The 19,574-nt window shown below is 42.9% G+C and carries 17 protein-coding genes; 16 read left to right on the forward strand and 1 reads right to left on the reverse strand.

The genetic code is table 11. The features are described 5' to 3' along the window. The 9 genes from WC805_00185 to WC805_00225 form a co-directional block, all read left to right on the forward strand. Positions 1-2,204, forward strand: a 2,204-nt coding sequence (locus WC805_00185) for an Ig-like domain-containing protein (GenBank protein ID MFA5966923.1), incomplete at its 5' end; no start/stop codon positions are given. 225 nt (positions 2,205-2,429) lie between these two features. Next, positions 2,430-3,494, forward strand: coding sequence for a peptide chain release factor 2 (gene prfB, locus WC805_00190; protein ID MFA5966924.1), 1,065 nt, complete (start codon positions 2,430-2,432; stop codon positions 3,492-3,494). 18 nt (positions 3,495-3,512) lie between these two features. Further along, positions 3,513-4,193, forward strand: coding sequence for a cell division ATP-binding protein FtsE (ftsE, locus tag WC805_00195; protein ID MFA5966925.1), 681 nt, complete (start codon positions 3,513-3,515; stop codon positions 4,191-4,193). Between the two features lie 2 nt (positions 4,194-4,195). Beyond that, the gene (locus WC805_00200) at positions 4,196-5,113 is read left to right on the forward strand and encodes a permease-like cell division protein FtsX (protein ID MFA5966926.1); all 918 of its coding nucleotides are present in this window, start codon (positions 4,196-4,198) and stop codon (positions 5,111-5,113) included. 2 nt (positions 5,114-5,115) lie between these two features. Next, a complete protein-coding gene (locus WC805_00205) occupies positions 5,116-6,960 on the forward strand; it encodes an ABC transporter ATP-binding protein (protein MFA5966927.1) in 1,845 nt (614 codons plus the stop codon). Then, a complete protein-coding gene (locus WC805_00210; protein MFA5966928.1) occupies positions 6,953-8,113 on the forward strand; it encodes a peptidoglycan DD-metalloendopeptidase family protein in 1,161 nt (386 codons plus the stop codon). Before WC805_00205 ends, WC805_00210 begins: the two co-directional genes overlap by 8 nt. A gap of 1 nt (position 8,114) precedes the next feature. Next, positions 8,115-9,332, forward strand: a complete 1,218-nt coding sequence (locus WC805_00215; GenBank protein ID MFA5966929.1) for a S41 family peptidase — start codon at positions 8,115-8,117, stop codon at positions 9,330-9,332. Further along, complete coding sequence (gene rplI, locus WC805_00220) at positions 9,333-9,779, forward strand: 50S ribosomal protein L9 (protein ID MFA5966930.1); 447 nt, start codon at positions 9,333-9,335, stop codon at positions 9,777-9,779. A 78-nt stretch (positions 9,780-9,857) separates the two neighbouring features. Continuing rightward, positions 9,858-11,162, forward strand: coding sequence for a glycine--tRNA ligase (locus WC805_00225; GenBank protein ID MFA5966931.1), 1,305 nt, complete (start codon positions 9,858-9,860; stop codon positions 11,160-11,162). On the opposite strand, the gene WC805_00230 is transcribed toward WC805_00225, so the two are convergent. Beyond that, positions 11,163-11,906 carry a helix-turn-helix domain-containing protein gene (locus tag WC805_00230; protein ID MFA5966932.1) on the reverse strand — a complete coding sequence of 248 codons (744 nt, stop codon included), beginning with the start codon at positions 11,904-11,906 and terminating at the stop codon, positions 11,163-11,165. A gap of 326 nt (positions 11,907-12,232) precedes the next feature. On the opposite strand from WC805_00230, the gene WC805_00235 reads away from it, so the two are divergent. The 7 genes from WC805_00235 to mraY all read left to right on the forward strand — a co-directional run bounded on the left by WC805_00235 (position 12,233) and on the right by mraY (position 19,572). Then, positions 12,233-13,294, forward strand: coding sequence for an ABC transporter substrate-binding protein (locus WC805_00235; GenBank protein MFA5966933.1), 1,062 nt, complete (start codon positions 12,233-12,235; stop codon positions 13,292-13,294). A 240-nt stretch (positions 13,295-13,534) separates the two neighbouring features. Further along, complete coding sequence (mraZ, locus tag WC805_00240; protein MFA5966934.1) at positions 13,535-13,957, forward strand: division/cell wall cluster transcriptional repressor MraZ; 423 nt, start codon at positions 13,535-13,537, stop codon at positions 13,955-13,957. 160 nt (positions 13,958-14,117) lie between these two features. After that, positions 14,118-15,014, forward strand: coding sequence for a 16S rRNA (cytosine(1402)-N(4))-methyltransferase RsmH (rsmH, locus tag WC805_00245; GenBank protein MFA5966935.1), 897 nt, complete (start codon positions 14,118-14,120; stop codon positions 15,012-15,014). A 2-nt stretch (positions 15,015-15,016) separates the two neighbouring features. Then, on the forward strand, positions 15,017-15,487 hold the full coding sequence (locus WC805_00250; protein ID MFA5966936.1) for a hypothetical protein: 471 nt from the start codon (positions 15,017-15,019) through the stop codon (positions 15,485-15,487). Between the two features lie 85 nt (positions 15,488-15,572). After that, positions 15,573-17,285, forward strand: coding sequence for a penicillin-binding protein 2 (locus tag WC805_00255; protein MFA5966937.1), 1,713 nt, complete (start codon positions 15,573-15,575; stop codon positions 17,283-17,285). Between the two features lie 12 nt (positions 17,286-17,297). Then, a complete protein-coding gene (locus tag WC805_00260) occupies positions 17,298-18,539 on the forward strand; it encodes a Mur ligase family protein (protein ID MFA5966938.1) in 1,242 nt (413 codons plus the stop codon). Beyond that, entirely contained in the window at positions 18,523-19,572 is a 1,050-nt protein-coding gene (gene mraY / locus WC805_00265) for a phospho-N-acetylmuramoyl-pentapeptide-transferase (protein ID MFA5966939.1), read from the forward strand. The genes WC805_00260 and mraY overlap by 17 nt, the downstream gene beginning before the upstream one ends. Positions 19,573-19,574 lie beyond the last annotated feature (2 nt).

Consider the following 19,574-nt stretch of genomic DNA (forward strand, 5'->3'; position numbering starts at 1 on the left):
AGACCAGTTTCCTCTGGAGTATTGATGGGAAGTATTCTACTTCTCAAGTCGGTAATGTTACTCAAACCGGTCTCTTTACTAGTGGTCCCAAGGCTGGTCTCTATTCCGGAGCTTTGAGATTACTCGGAACCTTCGATAACAAGTCTGATTTAGATACTGTTAGTGTTACGGTTAACACCGGCACCATTACACCTCCTATAACTAACCAAATCTTAACTCGGGTCGAAATTGTCGATGCCAATGGCTTGGCTATTTCTAGCTTCGGCATTGAGCCTGGCAAGACCAAGCAGTTTACAGCCCGCTCTTATGACCAGAACAACCAAGACATTACCAACAAGACCAGTTTCCTCTGGAGTATTGATGGGAAGTATTCTACTTCTCAAGTCGGTAATGTTACTCAAACCGGTCTCTTTACTAGTGGTCCCAAGGCTGGTCTCTATTCCGGAGCTTTGAGATTACTCGGTGACTTTGCTGGTAAGGCGTTACTAGATACCGTTACTGTAAATATTAATACGGTTGTTCAGCCCAACGTTTTAACTTCAGTAGCAATCAGTCCGACTACTGCCACTTTGGAAGTTGGTCATCAAAGACAATTCACGGCCACGGCTTATGATCAAAACGGTTCCGTCATCAATAGCGGTGTCACTTTCCAGTGGAATGTAACTAACAGCCAAGCGGGTGGGATTACCCAAACTGGTTTATTTACCGCCGACAATCATCTCGGTACTTATAATAATGTGGTAAAAGTTACCGCGACTCGTAATAGCGTGAGCAAATCTACTTATGCTTCAGTGACAGTAACTCAATCAAACATCAATCAAAATCCGGTCTTAAACTCAGTCGTCATCAATCCTACTTATACAACTTTACAAACTGGCCATTCCCAGCAGTTTACTGCTACGGCTTACGATCAATTCGGCCAAGTATTTAACGCCAATTTCAGCTGGGCAGTAGTTAATGGCGGGGGAACAATCAATCAAACTGGTTGGTTTACAGCCGGTTCCCAAACTGGAACTTACCAGAATACTGTTCGGGTTACGGCGAGACCAAGCGGCGCCAGTTCATCTTCTGTGAGTAAATCTGCTTACGCTACAGTGGTAGTAGTCAACCAGGTAATTAATCAATCAGTCTTAGATCGGGTGGAGCTAACTCCCAGTTATGCGAATATTCTGATTAATCAGCAAACTGATTTTAATGCGCAGGCTTACGACAACAACAACACACTGATTTCCAGTGGCGTCACTTATTATTGGTCGGTTATTTCTGGCCCCGGCTCGATTAATCAAAATGGTTTATTTAGTGCCGATGGTTCGACTGGTACAGCCACTGTCCAGGTCCGGGCTAGTCAAGGTGGGATAGATCGCTATGCTTTAGCTACTGTCTATGTTTCTGAAAATGGCAATTACGACAACGAAGACATTAGTTATGTCCGGATTACGCCTTCCTCGGCTTATCTTAATCCTGGTTCAGCTATCGATTTTGATGCGCAGGCCTACGATTACAATGGCCATGCCGTATCTGCCACCTATACCTGGGATTTAATGAATAGCATTGGCACATTAAATCAAAGCGGCTACTTTGTGGCTAATAGTAACGCAAGTATAGGTACCTATAATGATGCCGTGCGGGTGCGAGCCTATCATAATGGTATTGAACGCAATGATTACGCGGATGTGATCATTTCGTCTTCGCAGCAAACTAATTACGGTCTGACCGCTACTCTTTCTGGTACGGATGAAAATGGTGGTACCACTTACGAGGGTGACCTAATCAGTTATGTCTTGCGCTTAAACAATAATTCCGGAAATACTTTAACCAATGTTAACGCTACCTTTGAATTGCCTACCTACACTACTTTGATTTCCGCTACTTCCGCTGACGGGACTCCCACCAGTTACAATCGTACAATTACTTGGAATGCCGGAACTATGTACAGCGGCACCGTTAAAACCGTAACTATTCGGGTGAAAGTGAATGCTAACGTACCCAGCAATACAGTATTGCGGGCCAAGGCCAACATCTGGGCTTCAGAAATCACTAGTTTCTGGGTCTATGCTAATGATATTTATGTAGCTGGTACCGGCGCCATTTATAATGATGTCCCCTTGACTAATACAGGTGCTTTGAGCTGGGGATTAGCTGGCTTGATGTCGCTGATTGCCACAGTTGTCACGCGAAAATGGTTATTTCATCTGATGTTCTAAACTAAAATATATAGTAGTTAACCCGTCCGTCGCTCTTCGAGCTATGGAGGGCTAGCGCAATTTACAAGAAAGCCTCTCTTCGGAGAGGTTTTCTTGATAGAATGTATATATGTTAACTTCTCACTGAAGTTCGAAGGATATATTGTTCGAGCTCAAGCGAGAACTATCTTATACGGTTAGTATTATTATTCATGAAGGAACTAAAACTATCAGTAGAAGAAGCCGTTGATCAATTGGATAGGCTGCGGAGGTATCTTTGACCCGGCTGGTCTAATAGCGCGGAATAAACAAATAGAAGATTTAATGAGTGATGCAGCTTTTTGGCAAGATCAAGTCAAAGCCAAACAGCTTACTATTGAATTCGAAAAAAATAAGAAATTGACCGATGAAGTGAGTGATCTGGATAGCCAACTAGAAACGCTGTCGGCCATTATGAAAGACGAGGATTTTGCCAGCACCGATGAAACGGCGGTGATCTTATTGGAGAAATTACAAAAACGGTTAGACAGCTTAGAGATAGAAACAGTGCTAAATCAGCAGTATGACCGGAAAGATGCCTACCTGTTTCTTCATAGCGGAACCGGGGGAGTGGACGCGGCCGATTGGACAGAGATGCTGCTGAATATGTATTTAAAGTATACTGTCCGCCGAGGCTGGAAAACTACTATTATTGATAAAACTGTCGGAGGAGAGGCGGGGATAAAGAGTGCTACAGTGAAAGTAGAGGGCGATCTGGCTTACGGCCTATTGAAAGCGGAAAAAGGGGTGCACCGCTTGATTAGATTATCACCCTATAATGCTCAGAATTTACGCCAGACTTCGTTTGCGCTGATAGAAGTGATTCCTGATTTGGGCGAAATAGCAGAATTGGATATCCCTGAAAAGGATTTGCGCGTGGATGTGTTCCATTCTTCCGGTAAGGGTGGCCAATCGGTAAATACGACTGATTCGGCGGTGCGGATTACGCATTTGCCGACCAAAATTTCTGTATCATCTCAAAGCGAGCGTTCGCAAACGCAAAATAAAGAGATTGCCATGCGCATTCTGAAACATCGAGTTTATCTCCTGGAACAACAAAAACGGGATAATGAAGAGCGTCAACTCAAAGGAGCAGGAGAGTCGGGAGATTTTGGTCATCAGATCCGCTCTTACGTTTTGCACCCTTATCATCAAATTAAAGATCATCGCAGCGATTTTGTGACTACCCAAGTGAAAGAAGTACTCGAAGAGGGAAATTTGGATGAAATTATTAACAGTGTCATCCTAAATCTCAAAGATAAGCTCAAGTAGTCTTATAATAAATAAGTAATGATTCAATTTAATCGAGTAACCAAACATTACGGGACAGTCCGAGCTCTCGATGGGGCGAGTTTTACTATTCTGCCTCGAGAATTTGTGAGCTTAGTCGGTCCTTCCGGGGCAGGTAAGTCCACGGTCATTCGCTTGCTGACTTGTGAAGATTATCCTACATTTGGTCAAATTACTATCGATGGTAAGGACATCCATTTGTTAAAAAAATCCTACATTCCGTATTATCGGCGCCAAATTGGAGTAGTTTACCAAGACTTTAAACTATTACAGAACAAAACTGTTTTTGAAAATGTGGCTTTTGCGTTAGAAGTCACCGGGGCGACTGATGATGCCATCAAAACAGAAACCATGAAGATCCTCGAATTGGTCGGGTTGAAAAATAAAGCCAAGAGTTTTCCTAATGAACTTTCTGGCGGTGAAGCACAGCGCGTAGCCATTGCCCGAGCCCTCGTCTTACATCCGCGATTGTTGATTGCCGACGAACCGACGGGGAATCTAGACCCGCAAAATGCCTGGGAAATTGCTCAATTGTTGCTAAAGATTAATCGGTTAGGTACAACAGTTATTCTGGCCACTCATAACCGAGATATTGTGGATGCTATCGGAAAGCGGGTGATCTCACTCAAGAATGGTAAGTTAATTAGCGACAAGCGACACGGTAAATATAAATTAAATTAAATATGCAAATATTTTTGCGCATTATTAGAACGGCTTGGCATGGTTTTTGGCGCAACGGCTGGTTAAGCTTGGTGGCGATCTTTATCATGATGCAGGTTTTGTTATTAGTCGGGATGTTTCTGACTATCAATCTGGGCGTAAATAAAGCCATCCAATCGATCAATGAACGGATTGATGTCGCTATCTTCTTTAAAGATTATGTACCAGAGGCGGACATATTAAGTTTTCAGGAAAAAATTAAAAATATTTCCGATATCAAAGAAGTTAAATTTATTTCTCGTGAACAGGCTCTCGCCAGCTATACCGCTAGTAACCAAAGCAATAAACAATTACTGGATGCCATCGGGAATGATCCGGATTTCTTCCCGGCGAGTTTGGAAATCAAAACTACTGATCCGGCTAAATTAGAAACGATCGAGAGTCAGATCAAGGCACAGGATCAAAATAGCATTATTTCTAAGACGAGCTTAGAAAAAAATAAAGCGCTCATTAGTAAATTGCGAAAGATCAACCTCTTGTTGGCCTGGGGGGATTTGGGTATCAGTTTTATTTTGATGATTATTGCTCTGCTGATCATTTTTAACACTATCAGAATCACAATTTTCACACGCAAGGAAGAAATCGAAATCATGAAGCTAGTCGGGGCAACTGATTGGTATATTCGCTGGCCGCTGATTTTAGAGGGGGTGCTCTATGGCATTATCGGGGCTGTGTTAGCTTTTCTCCTGACTCTGGGGGTTTATCAGGGGGTATCCTTAGCTCTCGGTAGTCAGTATTGGTCGTTGCAGACTTTGACGGGCACCACCAATCTGTTTACATACGCGTTTGCGGCGAAATTATTTATTTTCCAGTTGTTTTTCGGAGTGTTGGTCGGCTCCATCAGCAGCTATTTATCTACTAAAAGATATTTAAGAGTTTAGTAATGCCAACAACTGCAAAAAACAACATTAGTGATGCTAATAAAAAGAGTAACTATTGGCGGGATTTCTCGGCTATTAGTCGGGCTGCTCGTATAACCATCCGCCGCTATTGGCGAGCCAGCCCTTGGTATGCTGCTGGCTACCTTCTATGTGCGCTGATCGTATCAGTGCTACCAATAATTACAGCCTGGTATACCGGCCGACTAGTAGATGAATTGATCACTGCTTATCAAACTCCTGACGTTTTATTTAGTTGGAATTTGACTATCATAGTAGCTGGATTGTTTATATTTAGCAGCTTAATCGGCCAGATTAATAATTATTTTAATATCAATGTTTTCTATAAGTTTTCTTTAATGCTGGAACAGGACGTCAATACTAAGTTCGCTTATCTGGATGACGAATACTATGAAGATCCCGAAACCAACAATTTGATTCAAAAGGTAAAGGAAAATTACGGTGGCGCTCCCGTTAGATTCATCAACAATCTGCACAACCTAATGCGCTATTCAGTCCAGATCATCTCTTCAATCGGAGTAGTAATCGTATTTTCTCCTATTTTGGTTGGTCTGATGATATTGGCCACTCTCCCGCAATTTATTAATGGTATTGTCTGTGGTCGTCAAAAGTGGAGTATTTGGGCAGCCAAAGGGGAAGTGCGTCGCGATTATAGTAATTCTAGAATGTATATTAATACAATTCCTTTAGTGCAAGAAACTCGGGTATACCGGATTCGTGAATTTTTAATCAAGCGAGTTACCCGCTTACTACATGTTTTTCAACAGGCTCAATTACGCGTAGAAAATAAGCGGATTTGGTTGGGATCTATGCTGGAACTTTTATCGGGTGGGTCTTTCGCAGCCGCATTATTATTTTTGGTTAATAATGTTTTGCGCGGAGTTATTTCAGTTGGTAAATTTAGTTTCTATCTATCCGCTATTCGTCAGACACAAAGCGCTTTAGCGGGATTTTTCCAGGCATCCTCTATAATTTACGAGGATGGTTTATATATGGTAGATGTTTACAATTTCCTTCAACTGCAACCCAAGATCATTCCCGGTAAAATTAAACTGCCGTCAACGATTTCTGCGCCCCTGATCGAGTTTAAGAACATCTCTTTTAAATATCCTTCTAGTCAGGTGTCAGTGCTGAAAAACTTTAATTTAACTATCCAGCCCGGGGAACATCTGGCTATAGTTGGTGAGAATGGAGCAGGAAAAACTACTCTCATCAAGTTATTACTGAGGTTTTATGACGTTGATGCGGGACAGATCCTGATAAATGGCCACGATATCACCAAGCTAGACCTAGACAGTTGGTATAAATTAGTCGGCGTATTATTCCAGGAATTTAATCATTATCATTTCGATGCAAAAACCAATATCGAAATGGGCGATATTCATAAACCAAAACGGTCGATGGACGCGGTCATTGCTGCGGCCAAGGCTTCCGGCGCCCATAGTTTCATTGAGCAATATCCGCATGGATATAAACAAATTTTAAGCCGGGCATTTAAAGAAGGCACTCGCCCATCGGTCGGCCAATGGCAACGCATTGCTTTAGCCCGAGCTTTTTTTAAGAACGCCCCTTCGCTGATATTAGACGAACCAACTTCGGCGATTGATCCCAGGGCGGAGTTTGAGATATTTGAGCGACTATTTGAGTTTACTAAAGGAAAAACAGTGATAATCATCTCTCATCGATTTTCGACCGTGCGAAATGCTCAGCGCATTATTGTTTTAGACCAAGGTAAGATTATTGAAGAAGGTAGTCACGAGAGTTTAATGCAAAAAGAGGGGAGTAAATATAAGCTAGCTTTTGAGCTTCAAAGAAAAGGTTATGTCTAAACTAAATCATAAAATATTAACATTTTTGATCATATTTCTGGTTAGCCAGGCTTTTCCGGCGCAGGCTGATTTGTTATCGGACAAACAGCAAGAATTAAAAAATCTGCAGAAAAAAATCACCGAACAAGAAGATGTCTTGGCTAAAATTCGTAAACAAAAGCTGACTCTGAATAACCAGATAAAACTGCTGGACCAACAAATTGAAGCGGCGCGACTAGCTTTGGCAGAGATTGATACCGAAGTGGTTACCATCGGTCTAGAGAAAACTGCGATCAATCATGAATTGGTTGATTTAGAGGAACAGGCTTTGGCGCGGCGGCTAGATCTTAAAGAAGCCATCCGAGCTTCTTATATGCAGAGCCAGGATAGCGTGATCGAAATTTTGTTGAGCTCAGACAGTTTAGCAGGGTTTTTAACCCAAGTAGAATATGTCGACACTTTGCAAAATAAGATTACTAACAATCTCCAAGCCTTAGAAGGCATTAAACAAAATTTAGCTACTAAAAAAGGCTTGTTAGAAGATAAAAATGTTCGATTACTGGAAATTAGGCAAAAACGGGTAATAGAAGAAAACAGCTTGGGTATTCAGGCTAATGCTAAAGAGCAGATTATGAAAGATCTCAAGCTGAGCGAATCGGAATATCAAAGCAAATTAACTGAGGCCCGAGCAGAAGAAACCGCTATCAATAACGATATTGCCGCCTTGCTACGCCAATTGCCCAAGACAGCTCCGGTGGGAGAACTGCAGCTGGTTTGGCCAATTCCTTACAGAAGAATTACGGCGACGTTTCGAGATGCTGACTATGCCCGAACCTTTGGCTTGCCCCATAATGCGATAGATATTGCTTGCCCGCAGGGAACGCCGATTAAAGCTCCAGCTGACGGCACGGTAGCTACCATTAAAAATGGAGGAGCTCGCGGTTTAAGTTATATGGTAATCAACCATACTAACGGCCTAGCCACGGTTTATATGCATTTGTCGGGGTTTGCGGTTAGTATTGGCGCTAATGTAGTCAGGGGGCAGACAATTGGGTATACTGGCGGTACGCCTGGCACGCCAGGGGCGGGTTGGTTGACCACAGGGCCTCACTTACACTTGGAGGTTTGGTACAAAGATCAACCGCGTAATCCACTGGCCTATCTAATCGATTAAAATGCGCCTACCGAATTATTTATCATCCCGCAAAACTTTCTATGTAATTGGAATTGCATTAGTTTTTGTGATGGGATATTGGGCGGGAGTAACCAAGGGCTACCATCAGAGAATCAATATGCAAAACCTGGGGGCGACTTGGCAACAGGAAATTAGCGGGTACAAAAAAACTACGCCCAGCTTTTCTTTATATGAAGATGTGGTGAACTTATTGAAAGATAAATATTATGGCGATATCGATTATCCTGATTTGTTATACGGCAGTATTAAGGGGGCGGTGGATTCTTTGGGCGACCACTATACTTCTTTTAGCACGCCGGCCGAAAGCAAAGATTTTTTTACTAGTCTAAATGGCATTTATGAAGGCGTCGGTATAGAGATGGACTATGTGGACGACATCCTTACTGTGGTTACTCCTATAGATGATTCCCCGGCCGCCAAGGCGGGGATTAAACCCAAAGACCAGATTATAGCTATCGACGGCACCAGTACGATGGGACTGACTTTAGATGAGGCAGTTAGATTAATCCAAGGCTTAAAGGGTACTAAAGTGGTTTTGGCAATCCAACGGGCCGATGAAGATCAGCTGCTAGAAATAACTATCACTAGGGATATCGTAAAAATTCCCAGTGTTAAACTATTATCTTCCGCAGATGGGTTGGCGGTTGTTGGAATCGCCAAATTCAGCAATGATACTGAAAAGCTTTTCTCTAAACTGATTGGGGAAATGATTAAATCAGGCGTGAAAGGCATAGTTTTAGATCTGCGTAATAATCCCGGCGGATTTTTGGATGTGGGAGTGAAAATCGCTAATGAATTTATTCCTGATGGGATGATCGTGGAAGAGCGGTTCAAGGATGGCAAAGTCACTCCCTTTTATGCGGACGGAGCCGGAAAGCTAATCAAACTGCCGGTAGTAGTGTTGGTTAATGAAGGCAGTGCTTCGGCAGCCGAGATTGTGGCCGGGGCCCTACAGGACAGTGGAAGGGCCACTGTAGTGGGAGAACCCACCTATGGCAAGGGTAGTGTCCAGGAAATTGAGGAGATGCCAGATGGGTCTACCCTCCGCATCACTATAGCGCACTGGTATACCCCCAGGGGGCGGTCTATTAGCCAAGCAGGTATTAAGCCTGATATATTAATAGAGGCGGACCAGGAGAGCGATCAGGACACCCAGCTAGATAAAGCCCTCGAAATATTAAAGAAACTAATTAAATAAATGAAAGTTATTCTTACAAAGGAAGTAGCGGGGTTGGGGCATAGCGGCGAAGTCAAGGAAGTGGCCGATGGTTATGCTAGAAATTTTTTGATGCTTCGGGGTTTGGCTGAGATGGCGACTCCAGAAAAAATCGACCAACTAAAGAAACAGCAAGAGAAGCAGCAAAGAGAATTCGAATCTTTACACAAGAAATGGGCCGAGATTGTCCAATCTCTTCCTGATATTCACCCTGTGTTTAAACGCAAAGCTTCTAAATTGGGTAAGTTGTTTGCCGGAGTGGGAGCAGATCAGATTGCTTTAGCTCTGGCCGAGCAGGTCAAAATCAAGATTGATCCAGCTTGTATAATTTTAGATAAACCAGTTAAAAGCCTTGGCGAGCATATTGCGAGAGTAGTATTTTCTCCCGAAATCCAAGGCGAACTGAAATTAACTGTCCTCTCGGAATAATTACTGTTCGAACATAGTGAGAACTAAAATAGTTCTCGGCAACAGCCTCGAACAATAATTTATTACTAAATTATTAATATGGCAAACCAAGATTTAATGAAAGATATTGTGGCGCTGTGCAAACGCCGCGGGTTGATTTACCCGAGCTCGGAAATCTACGGCGGATTTGCCAATACCTGGGATTATGGTCCCTATGGAGTGTTGTTGAAAAACAATGTCAAAAAAATCTGGTGGGAAGATATGGTGCAAAAGCGCTCGGATATTGTTGGACTGGATAGCGCTATATTAATGAATCCCAAAGTCTGGGAGGCCTCCGGCCACTTGACCGAATTCACTGATCCACTGGTGGAGTGCAAAAAATGCCATGCCCGATTTAAAGCCGAGCAAGAATTAGATAAGTGTTCCAATTGTAAGTCCACCGAATTAACTCCGGCCAAACAATTTAATTTGATGTTCAAAACCCATATCGGTCCCACTGAAACTGCGAGTAATGTCACATATCTCCGGCCGGAAACCGCACAGGGGATTTTTGTTAATTTTAAAAATGTATTAGATTCCACTCGCGTAAAATTGCCATTTGGCATCGCCCAAATCGGCAAATCTTTCCGCAACGAAATTACCCCAGGTAACTTTACTTTTCGGACCCTAGAGTTTGAACAACAAGAAATGCAATACTTTACCTATCCCCAAAATGCGAACGCTGATTTTGAAAAGTGGCGTCAAGCTAGATTCGATTGGTTTATCGGACTAGGTATTAATAAGAATAAATTGCGGCTAGAAAATCATCCCGAAGATAAATTAGCTCATTACGCCAAAGCCGCTACTGACGTCGAATATGAATTTCCATTTGGTTGGTCGGAGCTGGAAGGCATCCACAATAGAGGAGATTATGATTTGTCTCAGCATGAGAAGTTTAGTGGGCAAGATTTGCATTATTTCAACGATGAGGCTAAAGAAAAGTTTGTGCCTTATGTTATAGAAACTTCTGGTGGGGTCGACCGAGCGACTTTAGCTTTTTTGGTGGACGCTTACAAAGAAGAAGAAGTGAAGGGTGAAAAGCGCACAGTGCTTTCGCTTCATCCTAAATTAGCTCCCATCAAAGCCGCGATTTTGCCGTTAGTTAAAAAAGATCCAGAATTAGTGAAAATGGCCAAGGAAATTTATGAAACCTTAAAAGCGGATTTCTTTGTGGAGTATGACGAAGACGGCACCGTAGGGAAGCGCTACCGCCGCCAAGACGAGATTGGCACCCCGTTTTGTATCACCGTAGACTCGGATTCCTTGAACGATAAAACTGTCACCATCCGCCACCGCGATAGTATGGAACAGGACCGAGTGACTATCGCCGAATTAGGGGATTGGCTGAAAAACAAGTTAGGTTAGTTATTTAGAGCTGACGGACCACATTAATTTATGCCAGGTGCGAAAAGCATCGGCAATTTTGGGGTTCACGATAACAGTTAAACTGCTATCATCGATAGCAGCATCTTCGCCAACAGTCACAATCACTACATGGTCACCGAAAATATCGACACTAGCATCGGTAGAAAATTCTTTCGGTAAAAATTTATAGTCTTTACTGTGCCAATTTTTTAACATCTCACTTTTACCATGTTTTACAGTGTGATCAAACAGGGTATAAAATTTAATGTTTTTCTTTTTAGCTTCTCTTTCGAATTGTTCCAAAAAGACGCGGATTTTTTTATCGGCCAATTGACCAGAACCGCCTAAAGTATAGACATCTTCTTTTAGACGCAGAATGTCACGCATATAATTTTTCCATCCTTCCAGTCCTTTATAAATAAACACCTCGTCTTGGTGGGGGACGGATTTATAGAGTTTTTCCAGTACAGGAATTACCTTTTGGAGAGCCTGTTGTTTTTCACCTAAAATATCCGAAAGCTTGTTGGGATCAACGGCTTGATAATGGTTTTCTTTACTACCTAAAATCTCAAACACCAATCCCTTCTCAATCAGGCGTTTGATGGCGTCGTAGACATTCCGGCGGTGGATTTTTGACTCCTCGGCGATGGCTCCTACTGCCATCTCGCCTCCCTTAATTAAAGTCTCATAGATTTGAGCTTCGTTCTTGGTTAGGCCTAAATCGGTCAAAACTTGTAGATACATTTATGAGCTCCTAGAGCCATTTATTGATAAAAAAAGAAGACTTTTTTGGAAGGTATTTCGAAGTGTTTATCAGGTATAAATTCCTTAGAGGTGATAACCGCTACCTCATGGTGATATTCACCACTCTTATTATATCGCGTATTTTTAACTTAGTCAATTGCGAGAAAGGTTTGCACTTTTGGAGGTGAGGTATGGCCAGAAGAGGCCAGGGAGGCGGGGTCCTCCTTAAAAACCCTCTTTCTGTCACAGACTATCATCCCTTGTCTGTCTGACGAGCTCAAAAGAGCGAAACAGAATATAAAATTAGTTATTAAAAGGAGATAAAAATGAATAAAAACAATTGGCTTTGGTCTGGTGTCGTGGTGCTAGTTATGATAATAATTTTAGCGCTAAGCTTCGATTCCGCTAAAGATGATTCAAAAACAGAAAATAAGCTAATTAAAATTGGGATCGTGACTGATTTAACTGGCCAGGCAGGTTATTGGGGCGAATCAACCAGGGCGGGAGCAGAGCTAGCTAAAACAGAATTAGCCGAAGAAGGATATAAGGTCGAATTAGTGTTTGAGGATTATCAACTGGATCCAGCCAAGGCCTTAACTGCAGCTCAAAAATTAATTAATGCCGATCAGGTTGATGCGATTTATGCTGAATTTAATCCAGCTGCCATCACTATAAGTTCTTTTCTAAAAGAACAAAAACCTATTTTGTTTGTTTATGATGCGGCACCAGAATCGCCCTTGCAAACATCACCTTATGTTTATAAGTCATATCTAGATTTTCATAAAGGGTGTCATGAGTTAGCTCAAACATTCAGAGACCAAGGGATTGATAAAATTGGCTTATTAAAACTAAACTGGGAAACTACGGACATCTGCATAAAAGGGTTAGAGGAGGTCTATCAGAAAGACAAGATAGTGACAGAGGCTTATAACTTCGGTGATGCTGATGTGCATACCCAAGTGTTAAAACTAAAGAATCAAAATGTGGGTGCAGTAGTCAACGTTACATTGCCGGCAGAAACTCTCACGTCACTGAAAGCCATTAAAGACATTAATTGGAGTGTGCCTTACGGCACAGAAACGGATGCTATTATTCCGGATATTGAGAAGATCTATGCCAAAGAGCTGAAAGATGCTGAAATATTTGGCTTTAAGCCTGTGGATGCTTCCTTTGTCCAAAAACTCGATAAAGATCTAATCTCTTACGAAGGAGCCGCTCTGGCTTACACCCACATCAAACAAATGGCGAAGGCAATTGGCCAATGCGATCAAGATATGGATTGCGTCGTCAAAAAAATGGATAGCTCTCCGGCAAGCTCGGCCATTTCATTCAATCGCTTTATTAACCATATTGCTAATTTTGATTTAGTGGTCAATAAGCACCAATAACTAATCTCTAAATCCAAAATAAATTAAGAGCGCCGAAGGGCGCTCTTGTTGTTATTTATGAAAATGCTTCTAGTCGCCATGCTAGAAACGGGAAAATGATTGCTTGGCAGAGAAAACTTTTAGCTACCAGCCTGTGTTTCTGCAAAGTGGGGATATGTAAATTTGCGCAGGGAGAATAGTGGATTATAATAATAGCGATGTGGAGAAGGGTGGGGATAAGTGGTAATTAAAAGTGGATAAATGTTTATTGGTGAGTATTCGCACACAATTGATGAGAAAAACCGACTGGCTGTCCCGATCAAATTCCGCTCTGAACTAACCGGTGGAGCAGTAGTGACAAAAGGATTAGATGGTTGTTTGTTCCTTTACACGCTCAATGAATGGGAAAAGCTAGTCGAGAAGCTTAACGCTATGCCGATATCACAAAAGAATGCCCGGGCCTTTGCTCGGTTGATGTTGGCCGGGGCTTTTGCTGCAGAATTGGATCGGCAAGGCCGCATGATTTTGCCGAAGTACTTAACCGACTATGCCAAGATTGATCGCAACGTGATTGTTGCCGGACTTTTTAATCGCTTAGAAATTTGGGATGCAAAGGTTTGGCAAGAATACAAGGATGCTACTGAAAAGGAAAGCGAAGCCCTGGCCGAACAGTTGTTCATTTAATTTTAATAATCAGAGGTAGGCTGCAGAGAGACAACAATTTGTCATTATTTGCAACAATTAGCCAACATTTTCACCTCCTAAGTGAAACTTTCCCTCCACCCAAGGGAACCAACCTGTCTCTCTGCGGGGTCCTACCATTGAAAAGATATTAACTAAACCATTGGATAATCATTCCCTTCATATTCCCGTACTGACAACGGAGGTGGTAGAGCTACTAGATCTCGTTCCGGGAGAACTAGTAGTGGACGCTACCGTCGGAGATGGCGGACATGCCCAGCAACTATTAACTAAAGTTAGTCCCGGCGGATATCTTATTGGCATCGACAAGGATCCGGAAGCCGTCAAGGCAGCTTATGAAAACTTATCTCATCAAAAATCAAACGCTAAATTTGTTATTAACCACGACAGTTTCGGTAATCTTAGCGGGATCATTAAGACTGCCGGATACCGAGGAATTGACGCAATATTATTTGACTTGGGTTTATCGTCTCGTGAGTTAGCTGGCACACGAGGCTTTTCTTTTTTGCGTGATGCACCTTTAGATATGCGGTTTGATCCAGATGCGCCAGTCACAGCCGCCGATATTGTTAATTCATATCCGAAAGATAAATTGGCAAATCTGATTTACGAGTTCGGCGAAGAACGAGCTAGTCGAAGAATCGCCGAAGCAATTTTTTCTGCCCGGCATCGGCATAAGATTACTACTACCGAGCAATTAGCGGCTATTGTAGCAGAGGCTAAAGGCGGCCGACATGGACGGATTCATCCGGCTACGCAAACCTTTCAGGCTTTGCGGATAGCGGTGAACGATGAGCTGGGGTTACTCCGAACGACATTGCCGGTAGCCATACAGCTATTAAATCCCGGAGGCCGGCTGGCAGTAATCAGTTACCATTCCTTAGAGGATCGGATCGTTAAAAATATTTTTCGGGATGCGGCAAAAACCGGAGTGGTACAATTGATTACTAAAAAGCCGATTAGTCCGACTCGAGCAGAGATATTACAAAATCCCCGAGCGAGAAGCGCCAAATTAAGAGTCATTAGTAAAATAGGTTAACCATGGCAAATTGGTCCCCAAAACAAGCTGGTCTAAGATCAAAAAACATCATTCAATTACGCAATTTTAAGAAATTCCGCTGGGGGGCTTTTTCTATCACTTCTATCTCAATCGCTTTATTTGTAGTCCTGGCCGGTTCTTATATTGTGATTATCAATGTGGTATCGACCAAAGGAGCTCAGATCAACACCCTAGAAATGACCAAAAAAGGTTTAGTCGCTGAAAACGAAAGACTGGCCGTCGAAGCGGCCCGGTTGCAATCTCTGGCCGTGATCGAGAAAGGGGCCACGGAACAGATTGAGATTGGCGACAATGGTTTGCCGACCGGCAAGACTAAACCAGCTGCCGAGGAAACCACCACCAATTCGCTAAATGAGACTATCGATAACCAAACTACCTATGTGCCTAAGATGGTTGAGATGAGCGCCCTCACTTTCTTAGAAGATACCTCTGGTCCGCTCGCGCAAAAGTAGTTAATTTGACAAGGTTATCAACTAGTCCGAAAAGGGCTTTTTTTATATCGGCGAAACCTGTGGGATAGCTTGTTATAATAGTTTCATGGCTTATAACGTATCTAACGAGTCGTTACAGTTGCGGCGGGTAAATGTATTAGCCATCGGTTTTGCTATTTTTTTAGTATTGATAGTTGGGAAATTATTGCAAAGACAGTTAATTGAGCACAATACCTTTCTCGCATTGGCCCGTGAACAACATGTAGTGAATGAAAATGTACCAGCCGAGCGGGGCAAAATTTTAGTTTATGATCAACAATTAGGCGATTATTATCCCTTAGCTACCAACGTATCTTTATATAGTCTTAATGTGGTACCTACCCAGGTGCACCAGCCTGAATTAGTGGTAGCCAAGCTCTTACCCTACTTAACGGATTTCACCGAAAGTGATCTTTTAGCTATATTACAATCCAATAAAGTTTACGTATCGCCTTTGAAGCGGCGAGTAGAAGTAAAAGAAAAAGAGGCTATTCAAAAATTAGGTTTGGAGGGCGTTTATTTTCGCGCAGAAGAATATCGGTATTATCCGGAAGATAGTTTAGCGTCACACGTATTGGGCTTCGTGAACCAGGATGGTAAGGGCCAGTATGGCATTGAAGGCTACTTTGACAAAGAACTCAGCGGCCAAGCCGGTTTGGCTCAGGTCGAAAAGAGCTCGTTAGGTGCCCACATCACCGTGGGAGATCGTAAAATAACTGATCCGAAAGACGGGGCAGATGTGGTGCTGACGATTGACCGGGCTATTCAATATTATGTGGAAAAGAAACTGCAAGAAACAGCGCTCAAACACCAGGCTACCGGAGGAGAAGTGATTATTATGGAGCCCTCGACCGGACGGATCGTAGCCATGGCTGCCTATCCTGATTTCAACCCCAATTTTTATAGTGACGCCGAATTGGCTAATTTTACTAACCCGAGTGTGTCATTGGTATACGAGCCGGGTTCAGTTTTTAAATCCATTACGATGGCAGCCGGGATTGATGCCGGTTTAGTTGCCCCGAGCACTACTTATTTTGACCCCGGTGAATTGCAGGTAGCCGATAAAATTATTCGTAATTCTGATTTAGCTTCTCACGGAGTCCAGACTATGACTCAAGTATTGGAAAAATCTTTAAACACCGGCGCGGTATTTGTAGTGCAAAAACTGGGACGCCAACTTTTCTATAAATATCTTAAAGATTTTGGTTTTGATGTTGTGACGGGAGCCGGGTTAGCCGGAGAAGTGGCCGCTCATATGCGGCCGTTTAGAGAATGGGCAGAAATGGATTTGGCTACTATTTCTTTTGGTCAGGCTATTGCAGTTACTCCCTTACAAATGCTAGCTGCTATTGGAGTAATCGCTAACCAAGGACAATTAGTAAAACCGCATATGGTGGATAAAATCATGTATTCTACCGGAGCGATCTCTTTTGATACGCAAGTGATTCGGTCTGTCATTAAGCCTCAAACTGCTCAGCTAGTCGGGGCAATGATGGTGAGTGTAGTAGAACGGGGCCACGGTCAGGCAGCCGGTGTCGCCGGATATCGAGTAGCTGGTAAAACGGGGACGGCGCAAATCGCCGGGCCAGGTGGTTACGAAGAAGGGGCGACTATCGGTACCTTTGTCGGTTTTGCTCCGGTCGATCAGCCTAAGTTTGTTATGTTGACTCGCATTGATCGGCCCAAAGATGCTAAGTTTGCCGAGGTCTCAGCGGCGCCTCTGTTTGGCGAAATCGCTAAATTCTTATTTAATTATTGGCAAATTCCTCCTGACAAGTAATTATAAAATTATATGACTAAAAAGTTATTAAAATTGTGGCTACGGTATTTGGCAGCACTGGTGCTGCGTAAATATCATCCTCGCATTGTGGCAATCACAGGCAGTACTGGCAAAACTAGTACCCGAGAAGCCATCTTAACTGTCTTAAAAAATCATTCGGAAAATCCGGATATAGTTGGGACGATCGGGAATTTAAACACCGAATTGGGTGTTACCGCTACTATTATTAGTCCTGGTTTTATCGGTACGCAGGTTGGTGTTAAGACCAAGCTGACTATCCGGGATGTGTGGTATTTAACTTGGCATGCACTCAATTTATCAATCCGGAGAGTAGCCTATCCGAAAATATTAGTTTTAGAGCTAGCCGCTGATCGGCCTGGCGATATAGAATATTTTATGAGTTTTATTAAACCGGAAGTTGGCGTTCTGACTAATATTGGCGATGCCCATTTAGAATTCTTTTATTCCAAGGCTCAGCTAGTGGAAGAAAAGAGTCTGGTGATTACCCATGTGGATTCTCGCGGTACCGTCATTCTTAACCAGGACGATGATTTTAGTAAATTAATCTCGCGCAAGACAGCGGCCAAGAAGATTATGGTCAGCGCTGAAGAAAAATCAGATTGGTGGGCCAGCGATATCGGTTTTAGCAGCGGGGGGATTCGGTTTAACGCCATGTCTAATAAATCAAAACAAGGCATGACTCCAATTAGTTTGCCGGTTTATGGTTATCAATTTGTGTATGCGGCTCTGATGGCTTTAGCGGTAGGTGATTATTTCCGTGTCCCGCTAGAAACTATGGCGCATCGACTAAGTAAATACCAGTTGCCTGATCGGCGGTTTGAAATTATTAAATTAGGCGGGAATATTGTTATTGACGATACTTATAATGCCAATCCTGCCTCCATGCTGGCGGCTCTGAAAAGTTTGGCTAGATTAGGTGTTAATCGGCGTAAAATCGCTATTCTGGGAGATATGAAAGAATTAGGCAGTGCCCATATCAAGGGTCACCAAAGCGTCGGGGAATGTGCGGCCAAAGTGGTGGACCAACTCTGGGTAGTAGGGGAAGGAGGCAATTTAATCAAAGAAGCGGCTGTGCGAGCCGGCTTACCTTTAGGGCAAGCGCGAAACTGGTCGGAAAGTGCAATTCCGACTGTTTTGCAGGATAATAATATAGTTCTAGTCAAAGGTTCACAGGCTGTCCGTATGGACCAAATTGTTACGCTAATAAAGGAGTTCTATGAACGATCTCACTAAAATTGTTACTGAACACGGCAACCTTATCCGTATATTGGTAATTGGTGCGCTATCTTTTCTAACTACATTTGCTCTCACTCCGGCCTGGACCCACATTCTCTATAAATATAAATTTTGGAAGCAGGCCAAAGAAGAAACCTTGTACGGTGGCTATGCCACAGTTTTTCAAAAACTGCATGGCGAAAAACATAAACGGAATATTCCGACTATGGCCGGGGTGTTAATATGGGTGACTATTGCCGTTGTTACTGTAGTATTTAATCTGACCCGCAATCAAACTTATCTACCCTTATTCTTTATGGTAGCGGTGGGAATTTTGGGAGCAGTCGATGATTGGTTTAATATTCGTGGGATAGGTGGTGTTAAGGGTGTCAGAGCTCGCCATAAGATGATCTGGTTACTAGCCATTGCTGCTTTTGGTGCCTGGTGGTTTTACACTAAATTAGGTATGAATAGTCTGCACATTCCAGCCTATGGCGATATTATGGTCGGCTGGTGGTATATTCCGATTTTTATATTTGTAATTTTAGCTACCACTAATGCAGTAAACATTACGGATGGTTTAGACGGATTGTCAGCCGGTTTATTGATCATTGCTTTTACTGCCTTTGGTATTTTGGCATTTTTGGGAAATCAAATTAGTTTAGCCGTTTTTTGTATTACAGTATCAGGAGCTCTCTGCGCTTACCTCTGGTTTAATATTTATCCGGCCCGTTTCTTTGGAGGAGATACGTACGCCCTGGCTATGGGGGCAACTTTAGGGGTAGTGGCGATGCTAATCAAGAGTAATGTCGGGATTGCTGTTTTGCCGCTAATTGCTTTTGTGCCGATGGTGGAGGTCATCTCAGACTTATTGCAATTAGGTTATCGAAAGTTTAGACACAAGAAACTTTTCCTGATTGCTCCGCTGCATCATCATTTTGAAGCGCTGGGTTGGCCAGAGACTAAAGTCACTATGCGATTTTGGATTATTGGAGCATTCACGGCGCTCCTGGGTGTAATTATTGGCATTGTGGGGGGCGGACCGTCTTAAAC

Source organism: Patescibacteria group bacterium (genome assembly GCA_041659905.1).
Lineage (GTDB): Bacteria > Patescibacteriota > Kazan-3B-28 > Kazan-3B-28 > UBA10110 > UBA10110.

What these genes read in the sequence shown, in the direction of transcription:
- ftsE (MFA5966925.1), top strand. Translation starts at nt 3,513, where the DNA reads ATGATTCAATTTAATCGAGTAACCAAACATTACGGGACAGTCCGAGCT.
- WC805_00200 (MFA5966926.1), top strand. Translation starts at nt 4,196, where the DNA reads ATGCAAATATTTTTGCGCATTATTAGAACGGCTTGGCATGGTTTTTGG.
- WC805_00205 (MFA5966927.1), top strand. Translation starts at nt 5,116, where the DNA reads ATGCCAACAACTGCAAAAAACAACATTAGTGATGCTAATAAAAAGAGT.
- WC805_00210 (MFA5966928.1), top strand. Translation starts at nt 6,953, where the DNA reads ATGTCTAAACTAAATCATAAAATATTAACATTTTTGATCATATTTCTG.
- WC805_00215 (MFA5966929.1), top strand. Translation starts at nt 8,115, where the DNA reads ATGCGCCTACCGAATTATTTATCATCCCGCAAAACTTTCTATGTAATT.
- rplI (MFA5966930.1), top strand. Translation starts at nt 9,333, where the DNA reads ATGAAAGTTATTCTTACAAAGGAAGTAGCGGGGTTGGGGCATAGCGGC.
- WC805_00225 (MFA5966931.1), top strand. Translation starts at nt 9,858, where the DNA reads ATGGCAAACCAAGATTTAATGAAAGATATTGTGGCGCTGTGCAAACGC.
- WC805_00230 (MFA5966932.1), bottom strand. Translation starts at nt 11,906, where the DNA reads ATGTATCTACAAGTTTTGACCGATTTAGGCCTAACCAAGAACGAAGCT.
- WC805_00235 (MFA5966933.1), top strand. Translation starts at nt 12,233, where the DNA reads ATGAATAAAAACAATTGGCTTTGGTCTGGTGTCGTGGTGCTAGTTATG.
- mraZ (MFA5966934.1), top strand. Translation starts at nt 13,535, where the DNA reads ATGTTTATTGGTGAGTATTCGCACACAATTGATGAGAAAAACCGACTG.
- WC805_00250 (MFA5966936.1), top strand. Translation starts at nt 15,017, where the DNA reads ATGGCAAATTGGTCCCCAAAACAAGCTGGTCTAAGATCAAAAAACATC.
- WC805_00255 (MFA5966937.1), top strand. Translation starts at nt 15,573, where the DNA reads ATGGCTTATAACGTATCTAACGAGTCGTTACAGTTGCGGCGGGTAAAT.
- WC805_00260 (MFA5966938.1), top strand. Translation starts at nt 17,298, where the DNA reads ATGACTAAAAAGTTATTAAAATTGTGGCTACGGTATTTGGCAGCACTG.
- mraY (MFA5966939.1), top strand. Translation starts at nt 18,523, where the DNA reads ATGAACGATCTCACTAAAATTGTTACTGAACACGGCAACCTTATCCGT.